Annotated in this window: 12 protein-coding genes and 1 tRNA gene; 6 read left to right on the top strand and 7 right to left on the bottom strand. The window is 49.4% G+C overall.

Annotated features, from left to right (window positions below):
• Window positions 1-32 precede the first annotated feature (32 nt).
• Window positions 33-947 (top strand): AEC family transporter, encoded by a 915-nt coding sequence (locus tag EYB58_RS05360; RefSeq protein ID WP_111956359.1) that lies wholly within the window; start codon window positions 33-35, stop codon window positions 945-947.
• A 60-nt stretch (window positions 948-1,007) separates the two neighbouring features.
• Here the strand turns inward: EYB58_RS05360 and EYB58_RS05355 are convergent, their stop codons facing one another.
• Window positions 1,008-1,622 carry a TetR/AcrR family transcriptional regulator gene (locus EYB58_RS05355; protein WP_111956361.1) on the bottom strand — a complete coding sequence of 205 codons (615 nt, stop codon included), beginning with the start codon at window positions 1,620-1,622 and terminating at the stop codon, window positions 1,008-1,010.
• A 168-nt stretch (window positions 1,623-1,790) separates the two neighbouring features.
• Here EYB58_RS05355 and surE point away from each other — a divergent pair, with 168 nt between their 5' ends.
• Genes surE through EYB58_RS05335 form a run of 4 tightly spaced genes read left to right on the top strand, consistent with a single transcriptional unit; the run spans window position 1,791 to window position 5,527 of the window.
• The gene (gene surE / locus EYB58_RS05350; protein WP_111956363.1) at window positions 1,791-2,540 is read left to right on the top strand and encodes a 5'/3'-nucleotidase SurE; all 750 of its coding nucleotides are present in this window, start codon (window positions 1,791-1,793) and stop codon (window positions 2,538-2,540) included.
• Window positions 2,541-3,707: an MFS transporter gene (locus EYB58_RS05345; RefSeq protein ID WP_111956365.1), complete on the top strand. Its 1,167-nt coding sequence runs from the start codon at window positions 2,541-2,543 to the stop codon at window positions 3,705-3,707.
• A gap of 10 nt (window positions 3,708-3,717) precedes the next feature.
• The gene (locus tag EYB58_RS05340) at window positions 3,718-4,620 is read left to right on the top strand and encodes a DUF4438 domain-containing protein (protein WP_111956367.1); all 903 of its coding nucleotides are present in this window, start codon (window positions 3,718-3,720) and stop codon (window positions 4,618-4,620) included.
• Window positions 4,592-5,527, top strand: coding sequence for a hypothetical protein (locus EYB58_RS05335; RefSeq protein ID WP_242637569.1), 936 nt, complete (start codon window positions 4,592-4,594; stop codon window positions 5,525-5,527). The genes EYB58_RS05340 and EYB58_RS05335 overlap by 29 nt, the downstream gene beginning before the upstream one ends.
• Window positions 5,528-5,600: 73 nt before the next feature.
• Here the strand turns inward: EYB58_RS05335 and EYB58_RS05330 are convergent.
• From EYB58_RS05330 to htpG, 5 genes are all read right to left on the bottom strand, one after another.
• A tRNA-Val gene (locus tag EYB58_RS05330) sits at window positions 5,601-5,676 on the bottom strand.
• Between the two features lie 55 nt (window positions 5,677-5,731).
• Window positions 5,732-7,060: a hypothetical protein gene (locus EYB58_RS05325; RefSeq protein WP_111956369.1), complete on the bottom strand. Its 1,329-nt coding sequence runs from the start codon at window positions 7,058-7,060 to the stop codon at window positions 5,732-5,734.
• Between the two features lie 2 nt (window positions 7,061-7,062).
• Window positions 7,063-8,046 (bottom strand): polyprenyl synthetase family protein, encoded by a 984-nt coding sequence (locus EYB58_RS05320; protein ID WP_111956371.1) that lies wholly within the window; start codon window positions 8,044-8,046, stop codon window positions 7,063-7,065.
• Window positions 8,043-9,374, bottom strand: coding sequence for a 30S ribosomal protein S12 methylthiotransferase RimO (rimO, locus tag EYB58_RS05315; RefSeq protein ID WP_111956373.1), 1,332 nt, complete (start codon window positions 9,372-9,374; stop codon window positions 8,043-8,045). The genes EYB58_RS05320 and rimO overlap by 4 nt, the downstream gene beginning before the upstream one ends.
• The gene (htpG, locus tag EYB58_RS05310; protein WP_111956375.1) at window positions 9,371-11,293 is read right to left on the bottom strand and encodes a molecular chaperone HtpG; all 1,923 of its coding nucleotides are present in this window, start codon (window positions 11,291-11,293) and stop codon (window positions 9,371-9,373) included. The genes rimO and htpG overlap by 4 nt, the downstream gene beginning before the upstream one ends.
• Window positions 11,294-11,461: 168 nt before the next feature.
• On the opposite strand from htpG, the gene EYB58_RS05305 reads away from it, so the two are divergent.
• Window positions 11,462-12,034 carry an NUDIX hydrolase gene (locus tag EYB58_RS05305; protein ID WP_111956377.1) on the top strand — a complete coding sequence of 191 codons (573 nt, stop codon included), beginning with the start codon at window positions 11,462-11,464 and terminating at the stop codon, window positions 12,032-12,034.
• A 4-nt stretch (window positions 12,035-12,038) separates the two neighbouring features.
• On the opposite strand, the gene EYB58_RS05300 is transcribed toward EYB58_RS05305, so the two are convergent.
• Entirely contained in the window at window positions 12,039-12,287 is a 249-nt protein-coding gene (locus EYB58_RS05300; RefSeq protein WP_111956379.1) for a hypothetical protein, read from the bottom strand.
• Window positions 12,288-12,379: the final 92 nt, after the last annotated feature.

The raw sequence follows: 12,379 nt of genomic DNA, 5'->3' as shown, positions 1-12,379 counted from the left end.
AAATAAAAATTAACTACTCAAAGAGATCGAACATGATAATAATCAACACCCTGTTCCCCCTGCTCGCCATGATGGCATTGGGCTATGCACTCAAGCGCCAGGGCATGACGTCGGATGACTTTTTAAACACCCTTGATAAACTGGTGTACTATATTTTTTTCCCGGTGATGCTTTTCTGGAAAACAGCCAAATCAACCGGCACGGAGGCATCCGGAGCCGGGCTTCTTATGGCCGTACTTGTGACGATATTTCTGGTTTCCCTGTTCTCTTATTTTTTTATACGTAAAACAAAAATTGAGGACAAAGCGGTTGGATCCTTTTTCCAGGCCTCGATCCGGTTCAACACCTATATCGGTATGGCCACGGTCCTTACGGTTCTCGGAGAAGAGGGCGTAAGGCTCTTCAGCATCCTTATCGGATGCCTGATTCCTGTCATCAATGTGCTTTCGGTTTCCGTGCTGATCTGGCATTCAGGCCGAACCCCTTCCGTGGGTCAACGCCTGTGGCTTTTATTACGGGCACTGATCTCCAACCCACTGATCATTGGGTGTGCCGCAGGCCTGCTCCTATCCGGTTCAGGATATCGCCTGCCCGCATTTATCGATAACTTTCTTGCCCTGGTGGCTTCCATGACGCTGCCCCTTGCCCTGATTTCCATGGGCGGCACCCTCACGTTTGCAGGTATTTCACGGCATTGGCCCAACGCCCTGGCGGCTGCGGCCATCAAACTGGTCATCATGCCGGTGACAGGATATATTATGCTTATACTGTTTTCCGTGTCTGATACAGCATTCAAGACAGGCATGATTTATTTCAGTCTGCCCACCTCCACGGCGATTGCCGTATTGTCAGCCCAGCTGAACTCAGATGTGGAACTTGCATCCACAGCAGTGATGATGTCAACATTGTTCTCCTTGATTTCACTGTCTGTGGTACTAATTTTATAAAAGTCGGAAAAGATGTAAAACAGCTTTGCCGGGAACAACAAAGCAGGACGGCGTTCAGAGCTAATCTTTATTTAATGATGATTTGCAATTTAAAATTTGCAGGGTGGTGTTTTTAAAAAAGTCGGCAACTTCCTGAATAAGCTTCGGATCATCCAGTGAATTTTTCACAATACCAAAGCCCTCTGACAGGGCAAAAATTTTGGCGGAGGCTCTTTTTTTATTTTCTACACTGGCAAGGCCTGTTTTTTCCCAGCCTGCGATTTCTTCAATGCCGAATTCAATGAATTTAAGCATCATGTCCCGAATTCTTTCCCTGATATTTTCATCCCTGAATCCCATGGCATAACAGGACCAAAACACCGCATCCCGCTGGGGCCAAGTGCCTCTGGCGTCAAAAAGGATTTCCAGCAGGGTATCCATTCGCTCCTTGGAACTGGTGAGCGTCTCCAACTCCTTGAGATAATTGTTCATGGAAGTTTCATAAAGGAAATCTACCATTTCCATAATCAAGCCTTCCTTGCTCTTAAAGTAATGAATAAGCAGACCTGAATTGACACCCATGCGTTTTGCGATTTTACCGATGGTCATACCCTTAAAGCCTTCTTCTTCCACAACCTTATAGGTATGTCTCAGTATCTCAGGTTTTCTGATATGAGATATGCTTTTTCTTCCCATAAATTATTTTGCCTATTTTTATTGTTTATACGCTAATCAATTTATAATATATAAGGCTGTAGCCTTTTTTGTCAATTTTTATTGCAGTTGTCTCCTTTTTTATGTTTTATCAACATAAGCGTAAAAACTTTTTAAACGCGCAAATCTGCAACAGGATCGAAACAAGTTATGAAAATATTAGTGACCAATGACGACGGCTATCAGGCCCCGGGTATCCGGGCGCTGTTCAATGCCTTAAATTCAGACCATGAGGTGACCCTGGCAGCCCCGGACAGGGAAAAAAGCGCCGTGGGCCATGGCATTACCCTGCATACGCCGCTGAAACACCAGAAGGTGCGTTTGGGCCACAACAACTTTGGTCATGCGGTTACCGGCAACCCGGCCGACTGCGTCAAACTGGCCCTGTTTGATATCTGCGACCAGATACCGGATCTTGTGATTTCAGGAATCAATGCCGGGTCCAACACCGGGTTAAACATCAACTACTCCGGTACCGTGGGCGCGGCCCGGGAAGCAGCTATTAACAAAATCCCCGCCATTGCCGTATCCATCCAGTACGGCGAGACCATGGACTTTCAGGGCATAGCAGCCTATACAGCGTCTATTCTGGATAAAGCCATGGACTTGAATCTTCCTCCAGGCGTTTTCCTGAACATCAATGCACCGGCCATTTCCTTTGACCGGATCGCGGGCACAAAAGTAACGGCACAGGCAGATAACAACCTGATAAATGTGTTTGACCGCCGCCTGAATCCCAGGGACCTGACATATTATTGGTACGCCGGCATGGAGCAGGCGGTGCCATGTGAAGGGTCTGATAACAGTGCGCTGCTTAAAAATTATATCTCCATCACACCCCTACAGTGCGACATGACCGCCCATGCAGCCATCGATGTGGTTGCAAAGGCTGATTTTTAAATGACAACACCAGATAAAAACACGGCACAGTCTTCCGAATTTCAAGCTTCCAGGGTTTCCATGATAGCATTTGCTCATTTTATCCATGATCTTTACACAAGCTTTTTGGCCCCCCTGCTGCCCCTGATCATTGAAAAGCTTTCCATTACCCTGAGCCAGGCTGGCCTTTTATCCACGGTCATGCAGATCCCGTCCCTGGCCAACCCCTTCATTGGTCTGTTTGCCGACAACAAAGGACTTGCCCGCTGGTTGGTGATTCTGGCCCCGACCCTGACCGCCATTCCCATGAGCCTCATCTGTATTGCCCCGTCCTATGGTATGCTGCTGGTCCTGGCCTTTGTCTCCGGCATCTCGGTATCCCTTTTCCATGTCCCTGCCCCGGTAACTGTGGCAAGATATTCAGGCAAGTACAAAGGCCGGGGCATGAGTTTTTTCATGACCGGCGGCGAGCTTGCAAGGACAATGGGACCCATCTTTGCCGTGGCTGCTGTATCTGTTTTGGGGCTGGCCCATTTCCATTTTGTTCTGGCCCTGGCGATGGCCACCTCGGTGCTGTTGTTCATGACCCTGGAAGCCTCCGAGGAGCCGGTCAAAGCAAAGCGGCGGGGCTCTTTAACCGATGCCTACAAAGAGGTGCGTCATGTACTCAATCCCCTGGCAGGGGTGCTTTTGGCCCGGGCCATGATGCACGGCTCCATGGGCATGTTTTTAACGGTGTATGTGGAACAGGCCACAGGCTCGTTGTGGCTGGGGGGCACAGCACTGACCCTGTATGAGGCCACAGGCGTTGCCGGTATCCTTTCCGCAGGCACCCTGTCCGACCGCTTAGGGCGGAGACGTGTGCTGTTCTGGGCCTTGCTCGTAGCCCCTGTAACCATCTTATTGTTTGCCACAACCACAGGTGTAATCCAGATACTTTCACTTCTGATAACAGGGTTCACCGTATTGTCAACCACCCCTGTAATGCTGGCCCTGATACAGGAGAATGCCAAGGAAAGTCCCGCGGCCGCCAACGGTCTTTTCATGATGATCTCCTTTGCCTTAAGATCCCTGGCCGTTGTGGCGGCGGGGGCCGCTGCAGACGCATTCGGCCTGGAAATGATGTTTATCATTTCCGCCTTGGCAGGTTTTACGGCAATCCCGTTTCTCATTAAATTAAAAAAATAAGGATTATGTCATGCTCAAAACAAACAAAAATAAAGTGGTGGAAATGTTTCTGGCCTGCAAACCCGGCATGCCCCGGGCAGGGGCCGGCTGGAAAGTGGACCATAAGGGAAACCCCTTTCTTCTGCCTGGCATCGGCGGTATTACCCTCAATGTTCAGGCCGGGGACTCGGCTTTTGGCCTTGCCGGAGACCATATCGAACCCGGGGTATCCTGCACGGCCAATATGGAAAACCCCAATGATTTCCCCAACAACACTCTGCAACTTTTTTCCTGTGTAGGCAACCAGGCGAAGATCATTTCCGGGGACGCCCAGGGAGAAACCGGTGTGGTCATGGGCCACCACGGCGGCTCCGAACATGTGATTGTGGAGTTTTCCCGGAAAACCAAAGAAAAGATGAGCTATGAGGACAAAATTCTGATCCGAGCCAAAGGCCAGGGACTGGCCTTGACGGATTATCCCGAAATCAAGCTGTTCAACTTGGACCCGGATTTGTTGGAAAAGATGGATATTGTTGAAACCGGGTCAGGGATACTCCAGGTGCCGGTGACCACCATCGTACCTGCACCCTGCATGGGATCGGGGGTCGGACGGGCCCATGTGGGAGCCGGTGATTATGATATCATGACTTCGGATCCCGAGACCGTGAGAAAATACAATCTGGATAAAATCAGGTTCGGGGATTTTGTGGCCCTGATGGACCATGACAATTCCTATGGCAGGGCCTATGTCCAGGGTGCGGTCAGCATCGGTATTGTGGTGCACTCCGACTGCCTGCTGGCCGGGCATGGTCCCGGCGTCTCCACACTGTTGACCTGTGCAACCCCCAAAATTGAACCTAAAATTGATCCGTCTGCCAATATCGCCGATCTTCTCGGCATAGGCAGTGCGGCGGCGGATACGAATACCGATTAAGCCTGTAATCAGCATATATCTGATCTGGGGCCTGGGAACATTTGGATTCCAGGCTCTGGGCCGGATATTGCCTGAAACGATCTGGGCCGGATTTAATTATATTATTATTGTGGGGCTTATTGCCTGCCTGGCCTGGATGACCCGGATTTATCAAAGACGGATTGAACCGGCCATCGGTACAAACACGGTCCGGCGTCTGTCCTGGATAGGTGCTTTGACGCTGATTTTTATAATTCTTTACTTGCCGGTGGGGCAGGCAGGCCTGAAAAGCAATACCATCACCGCTCTGTCCACGGCAACTCTGGTGCTTTTAGCCTGTGTGGCGGGCCACTGGCTGGTCATCCCACTGAAGCGACCTTCTGAGTTTATTCCCATTGGCATGGCCGTGGCCCTGTCGGACATATTCAGTGTCTTTTCAGGCCCGACCCGAAACTTTGCAGAAGATATTTCCGACTATTACCGGGAAGGCATGACAGGCCCTGCGCCCCTGGTGAATTTTTTTCTGGTGAAAATGCCCATGCCCGGCAATGCTTACTTTATGCCCGTGTTCGGCATCTCTGACTGGGTCGTGGTGGCCTTGCTGTCCGCAGGTGCGCTTCGGTTCAGCATGAATGACAATATATTCAGCCTTGCCGAATCAACACAGAGACAAAACAAATCCCGGATATTTTTCCCCGTGGCAGGCATTGGCCTGATTTTTTCCATTGTAGCGGCAAGATCCATGGACCTGTACCTGCCGGCCCTGCCTTTTATTGTCATTGTTTTTCTAAGCGCCATGGCAGCAAAATATCCCGCAGTCCGAAAACTTGGTATAGAGGAGATCCGGGCCATTATTTTTGTTGGTACCCTGATGGGTTTACTCATGGCCGCATTTAACTTCATAAAGAATGGTATCGGACCTGGGTGAGTTTTTTGGAGATAACATGAAAAGAAAATCAAAAAAGGGCTTACGAAAGATTTCCGGAAGCCCTATATTTTTATGGTTGGCACGAGCGGACTTGAACCGCTGACTTCTACCGTGTCGAGGTAGCACTCTACCAACTGAGTTACGCGCCATTAAACTTTAGATGGCTTCTATCAGATCCTTGAAATTATGTCAAGAAAATTGAAGTTATTCTTGCAGTGTTTTCTGAATAATTTCCTGGCCGGTCGCGTTGTCTGACCCCTGGGAAGAGTTGGCCGGCTGTGGGGCAATAACTTTTGGACCATCCTGGGGAGCCTGGTGAACAGCGTTGTTGTCCGGGGAGGGCACAAATTTTATTTTCACCGAATCATCCGAGACCATGGAAACCTCAATGCCAAAATCCTCAAAGGTTTTCAGCATTACGGTATTGGCAAACTGGGCAGGGGTACCTTTGTAGCTGACCGCCATAATGGCATGGGAAGATCCAAGCTCCCGGGGTGAAATATCTTCAATCTCCCGGATATCTTTGAGCTGACGTTTCAGGGCAATGAACCGTATCAGAAAATTATCGCCCTCCACATAAAGATCAAAGGCTTTTTTCTCTTTCATGGCCTGGGCCCAGAATTCTTCAATTTTTTCCTTCAAAGCCTGCGCAGCGCTATCTGTGGCTTGGGCAAGCGCTTGGTCTGCGCCCCGGACATCTGTGCTTTTGGCAGTGGCAGTGGCAGTGGCAGTGGTTTGAATCTCTTCTTTCTGGGAAGCCATATCCAGCACCGTAAATGAAACTCTCGCCTCAAAGGTTGTTTCATTGCCCATCCGGTTAGCGGACGCCTGGGCTGATGCCATGCCAAGAACGACCATGTCGGCCCCAAGGGCCTGCCCCAGCGCCATGGCAGCGGCCTGGTCATCCATGGCAGAAAAAACAACATGATAGGCAGCAGGGTCAGGATAATTATCCCCTGTAGCAATTAAAGGAATGCGGGCCTGCTCAAATATGCCTTTCAGGCTTTTTTCCGCAATTGAGGTCGTGGGGATATAGGATTGCCCTTCTGGCTGCCACCACCAGCACCGGGGTTGTGTCTCTTCGGACCCCTGTTCTGCAATGAGTAAAAGAATCTTTGGATTGTTCCGGGCCTGGTTGAAGATGCTGGAATCACGAAGACGTTTCTTCATAAGGTCCAGGCTGATCGTTGATTCTACGCCCACAAGATATGCCCCATTGTGGGTCATGCCGTTGATGACCCGGTAAGTGGACACAAAATCCATGGTATGGGCAAGAATCTGGTCATAAAGAAAATCAAGGTTTTCGCCCAATTTCTGCTGGGATACCACAGAGGCAAATGCGCTTTGAACCGCCTTTTCCAAGGCATCTCCCACGGCAGCCTTTTGGGCACCTAACACATTCTGACCGCTTATTTTATGTTGTCCGGTAGTGATGTAGACACTATCCTGCCCGGCAGCCATGACCCCGGTCAGGGGGAAATAAAAAATCGCAAATATAAATACAATCAATAAAAATCGTAATTGGGAGATCATGATTATACCTTTCTGAGGATGGAATAATCCGCAATCAATTCCAACAGGTGCTTTGAGGGAGATTCAGGAAAAATATCCAGAGCGGTCCTGGCTGACTGCACATGGGCAAGAGCCCGGTTATTTGTATATTCAGTGCCGCCCAGACGGGTCAGCCGTTCTTTAAGGTCTTTAAACTCTTCCGGATTAAACTGTGGCCGGGACATGGCAGCCAGCATCCATTTTCGCTCCTGGGCATCGGCCTTTCCAAGGCTGTAAATCAGGGGCAAGGTCAACTTGCCTTCGCGCATATCTGCCCCGGGGTTTTTGCCCAGCTGATCGGCTGTGGCAGTATAGTCCAGCAGATCGTCCGCCATTTGAAAGGCCATGCCCAGGTGCCAACCGTAATTTTTAAGGGCGGTTTCCCGGTTTTGGTCGGCCTTGGCCACAATGGCACCGGTGCGACAGGCCCCCTGGATCAGAACGGCTGTCTTTCGTTCTATGATGTCATTGTACTCATTTTCTGTGAGGTCCGGGTTCCCCTTTTTTTTCATCTGGAGAATTTCGCCCTGGGACATGTCCGCCGTAATTTGAGCGATTACTTCAATGACCCGGGCAGATTTTGTTTTTGCGGCTATCACAAGCGCTGTAGCCAGAAGAAAATCCCCTGTGAGCACCACCGTTGGGGCATCCCATAGGGTATGGGCGCATGGTTTGCCCCGGCGTGTATCCGAGCCGTCCACCACATCATCATGGAGCAGGGTGGCGGCATGAAGATACTCAAAAATAGTGGAAAAATCAATTTCCTGCCCGGTCTGAAACCCACACATGCGGGCAGCATGGATCATGAGTAACGGCCTGAGCCGTTTACCACCGGCAAACAGTAGATGCCCTGCCACCTGCCTGACCAGATCCAGATTCGGGGTCAAATTCACTTCAAGGGCCTGCTCCACCAGCGAAAGATCTGGGCCGGCCAGCGCCATAATCTCTTTTTTTATATCTTTTGTCACACCATCTCCCCGGCAATATCATATTCAAATGCGTCGGTTATTTTTACCTGAACCAGACTGCCTGTGTCCAGTCCATTCGAATAAATAAATGTTACCCCGTCCACTTCAGGGGCCTGGAACGGGGTTCTGCCGATGTATAACCCGTCTTCGGGGTTTTCTTCCACAAGAACCGGATAGACACGATCCACATGCCGGGCATTGCGTTTTTCGGAAATCTTCGCCTGGGCCGCCATAATGGCATCATGCCGTAATTCTGCCAGGTCTTCAGGGATATGATCGCTTAACCTGTGAGAAGGCAGATCCTGGGAGTCGGAATAGGTAAAAACACCCAGATGATCAAATTCTACCTCCTGTATAAATGCCAAAAGGTCCTTGAACTGCTGGTCTGTTTCACCGGGGAAGCCGACAATTACGGTGGTTCTTAACGCGGCAGCCGGGTCCAGGCGGCGAATATCGGAAAAAAGCCGGGTAAGATCCTGCCGGGTGTAGGGCCGGCCCATGCGTTTCAGGACCTCATCATGGGCATGCTGGATGGGTACATCATAGTAAGAACAGATGTTGGCATGGCGTTGCACCGTTTCAATGACCCGTTCATCAAGGGTGCATGGATGGGTATACAGGAATCGAAGCCATGCGGCTGGATCTTTTTGAGCCATTTTTTCCGCGGTTTTTTCAAGCACCGAATGAAAGGCCGATCCGTCCAGGTCCCGGCCGTAATCCGTGGTGTTTTCCGCTGTGAGAATGATCTCTTTAACGCCCTTATCCAGAAGGGCAGAAGCCTCCTTGCAGATCAGTTCAACGGGCCGGGAGCGCTGGCGACCCCGCAGATTTGGAATAATGCAATAGGTGCAGTGGCGGCTGCACCCTTCGGACACCTTGATGTAGGCGGTTTTTTCATAAAGAAGTTCCCGGGCCTGCACAGGGATGTCCACCTGTCGGGTGTCGGGTTCAGGAAACAGAACAAACGGCACCTTACCGGCATTCTCCACGGCCTTTACGATATGGTCACAGGCTGCGGTGCCTAAAAAAGCATCCACCTCCGGCAGGCTGTCCAAAAGCTTTGGGTCATCCTTATACCGCTGGACAAGACAACCGGTGACAACCAGCCGCCGACACGCACCGGCCGTCTTAAATTCTGCCATCTCCAAAATAACATCAACCGCCTCCTGGGAGGCGGTTGAAATAAACCCGCAGGTATTTATGATGATGGTTTCAGCCTGAATCGGGTCTGTTATTATCTGATGGCCGGCTGCAGTCAACCGGCCAAGCATGATCTCGCTGTCCACCTGGTTTCTGGAACACCCCAGGCTTTCAAGGTAGATCTTCATATGGATTTTGCCATGAGATCTCCAACAAGGGTGGAAAACCGTGCTGGATTATCAAGCTTGCCGCCTTCGGAAATCACGGCAATATCATAAAGCAGGTCGCAATAGTCCGTAAGCACGGAATTTGTGGTATCGGATTCAAACACGGACTTGATTTTTTCCATGACCGGATGGTTGACATTGACTTCCAGGGCGCGTTTCTGTTCCGGGGCTTTCTGGCCCGAGGCTTTCAGAATTTTTTCCATATAAGCGCTCATGGCCCACTCGTCGCCTGTCAGGCAGGAGACAGAATCTTTAAGCCGGTTGGAGACCACCACATCCTTAACCTTGCTTTCCAGCTTGCCTTTAAGAAAAGAGAGCAAAGCTGAATACTCGTTTTTCTTTTCATCATCCACCTTTTCCAGGTCAAGGTCGCCTTTTTCGGCGCTTTTCAGTTTCTTTTCCTTGTACTCGGGCAGGGACTGGGTCACCCATTCATCAATGGGGTCCACCATGAGAAGGACTTCGTAGTCTTTTGCTTTAAGCGCCTCAAGCAGCGGGGAATTGACAAGGGAGGCCATATTTTCACCCGTGATGTAGTAAATCGCTTTCTGTCCCTCTTGCATGTTTTCAATGTACTGGTCAAGGGTCACATATTTGTCACCGGACTTGGTGGTTTTGTAACGCAGCAACGATGCCAGTCGTTCTTTATTATCGTAATCCGAGGGGATACCGGCCTTAAGGGCCTGACCGAATTCTTCGTAGAATTTAATGTATTTTTCATCTTCCATGTCTTCGAGCACGCCAAAAACCTGTTTAACCAGATTTTTGCGGATATTTCTGACCAGGCGGTCTTCCTGCAGAATCTCGCGGCTGACATTAAGATTCAAGTCCGGTGCATCTACAATGCCCTGGACAAAGCCCAGGTACTCGGGCAAGAGCTCCTTGCAGTCATCCATGATGAAAACCCGTTTGCAGTAAAGCTGCATGCCGTGTTTACGTTCCGGCCGGAACATGTCAAAAGGGGCTTTGGAGGGAAGATACATAAGCACATCATATTCGGTCACCCCTTCAAACTTTTTGTGAATAATTTCACAGGGGTCATCCCAGTTATGGGAGATGTGTTTATAAAACTCCTTGTGCTCCTCTTCGGTCACATCGTCCTTGGGCTTGGCCCAAATGGCCTTCATGGAGTTCAGGGTTTCGTCTTTTCTGACTTTCCGATAGGTTTCCCCGATGGGCTTGCCATCCTTGTCTTTAATAATCTCATTTTCAGGAATGGGCTCGCTGGCCTCCACATTCATGATGATGGGGTAGGTGACAAAGTCGGAATGCTTTTTAACGATGTTACGGATGGTGTACTCTTCGGTGAAATCCCGGTCTCCCTCTTCCGGGTCTTTAAGGAACAGGGTAATTTGTGTTCCCCGTTCTTTCTTGTCAATTTCTTCAAGGCTATATTCGCCCTTGCCGTCGGATTCCCACCGCACGCCCTTTTCCTGGCCTGGGGCTTTGGTGTCCAGACGCACCTTGTCTGCCACGATAAACGCCGAATAAAAACCCACGCCAAACTGGCCAATGAGTTCCGGGGAGAGGCTTGTTTCATTTTTTGATTTTGCCAGGGCTTCCATAAAGGCGGCGGTACCGGACTGGGCAATGGTACCGATATTGTCATTGACCTCGTCAAAGGTCATGCCGATGCCGTTATCCGTGACGGTGAAGGTCTTGGCGTCCTTGTCCGCAGCCAGGCGGATATGGTAATCATTGTCATCGGCAAACAGATCCGGTTCTGTCTGTTCTTTGAACCTGGCCTTGTCAATGGCGTCCGAGGCGTTTGAAATCAACTCCCGGATAAAAATTTCTTGGTTGGAATAAAGAGAGTGGATAATCAGATGCAAAAGCTGCTGAACTTCGGTTTTAAATTGTCTGGTTTCTTTTTCTGCCATTTTAGCTCCTAATGAATTATCAGTTTAACGATTAAAATTAATTTTTTTAATAATAATTGTTGCAAAAAACTAATTGTCAAGACAACGGGTTAAAATTCAAAAAGCACCGGTTTGACAAGGAATGATTAAGATTGTAGGCTTGATGGGCATTGTTTAAAAGGACGGTTCATGAACACATCATCATATATTGAAATAATGAATTCCGCTATTGTCTCGGCCTCCCATCCGCCGGCCCCGGATCCTGCGCAGTTTAAGTCCACCGCCGTGATGGCGCTTTTCTTTTTTAGGCGGGAACCGACCCTGCTGTTCATCCAGAAAGCGGACCGGGAAGGATATGCCTGGCGCAACCAGATGGCTTTTCCCGGCGGACATGTGGAACAAACGGATGCTTCGGTCAAGCAGGCGGCCTTTCGTGAGCTTTATGAAGAAACAGGCATTGTTTCTGATAATGTGGAATATATCGGATCACTGGGTCATTTTCAGACCTTGAAAAACCGGGATATCCAAGCGTTTACAGGTATCTGGAACCAAAAAGATGAAATCGTTTTTGAGACCGAAGAAATTTCAAGGGTACTTGAAATTCCCTTTGAGACGCTCCTGAAGACCCACCGGAAAAACGGCTATGCCGGCCACAGGCCCAATGTCATGGAACTGACATATCCATATAAGGATGTGGTGATATGGGGGGTTACGGCACAGATTGTTCATCATCTGATAGAAGTAATCGGAGAGATCCTATAAGAATTTATTCATTGTTGACCCTGATGTTCAACCGCACATAAACTTTTACAGCCAGAAAACTGGAAAGTCCTGCCAACAGCAATGGAAACCATATATGATGGGCCAGTCTAGGGTCGTTAGCGGCCACAATCACTCCGTCAACGGCAAAACAGAAGACCAGCACCATGGACCAGATCAGGGCCCAACAGGCAAAATTGGAATCATACCATGGTGTTATGGTTTTTCTAAAAAATGGATTCTGATCAAGCTGCATGGCACCCTTGTGTGCTTCGCGTTAAAAGCACAATATATAGTTTTTTTTCTTGACATATAACTACATGTTGCGTTAAATCAAAGTCGCAGTCT

It is taken from the genome of Desulfobacter hydrogenophilus (assembly GCF_004319545.1).
Classification (GTDB): Bacteria; Desulfobacterota; Desulfobacteria; order Desulfobacterales; family Desulfobacteraceae; genus Desulfobacter; species Desulfobacter hydrogenophilus.
The sequence above is the reverse complement of the archived record's forward strand: the minus strand, read 5'-3'. Positions and strand labels throughout refer to the sequence as shown.

Excerpts from the sequence above, each read along its gene's own strand:
- EYB58_RS05360 (WP_111956359.1), top strand. The coding sequence starts at position 33 with ATGATAATAATCAACACCCTGTTCCCCCTGCTCGCCATGATGGCATTG.
- EYB58_RS05300 (WP_111956379.1), bottom strand. The coding sequence starts at position 12,287 with ATGCAGCTTGATCAGAATCCATTTTTTAGAAAAACCATAACACCATGG.
- EYB58_RS05340 (WP_111956367.1), top strand. The coding sequence starts at position 3,718 with ATGCTCAAAACAAACAAAAATAAAGTGGTGGAAATGTTTCTGGCCTGC.
- htpG (WP_111956375.1), bottom strand. The coding sequence starts at position 11,293 with ATGGCAGAAAAAGAAACCAGACAATTTAAAACCGAAGTTCAGCAGCTT.
- EYB58_RS05325 (WP_111956369.1), bottom strand. The coding sequence starts at position 7,060 with ATGATCTCCCAATTACGATTTTTATTGATTGTATTTATATTTGCGATT.
- EYB58_RS05345 (WP_111956365.1), top strand. The coding sequence starts at position 2,541 with ATGACAACACCAGATAAAAACACGGCACAGTCTTCCGAATTTCAAGCT.
- EYB58_RS05355 (WP_111956361.1), bottom strand. The coding sequence starts at position 1,622 with ATGGGAAGAAAAAGCATATCTCATATCAGAAAACCTGAGATACTGAGA.
- rimO (WP_111956373.1), bottom strand. The coding sequence starts at position 9,374 with ATGAAGATCTACCTTGAAAGCCTGGGGTGTTCCAGAAACCAGGTGGAC.
- surE (WP_111956363.1), top strand. The coding sequence starts at position 1,791 with ATGAAAATATTAGTGACCAATGACGACGGCTATCAGGCCCCGGGTATC.
- EYB58_RS05305 (WP_111956377.1), top strand. The coding sequence starts at position 11,462 with ATGAACACATCATCATATATTGAAATAATGAATTCCGCTATTGTCTCG.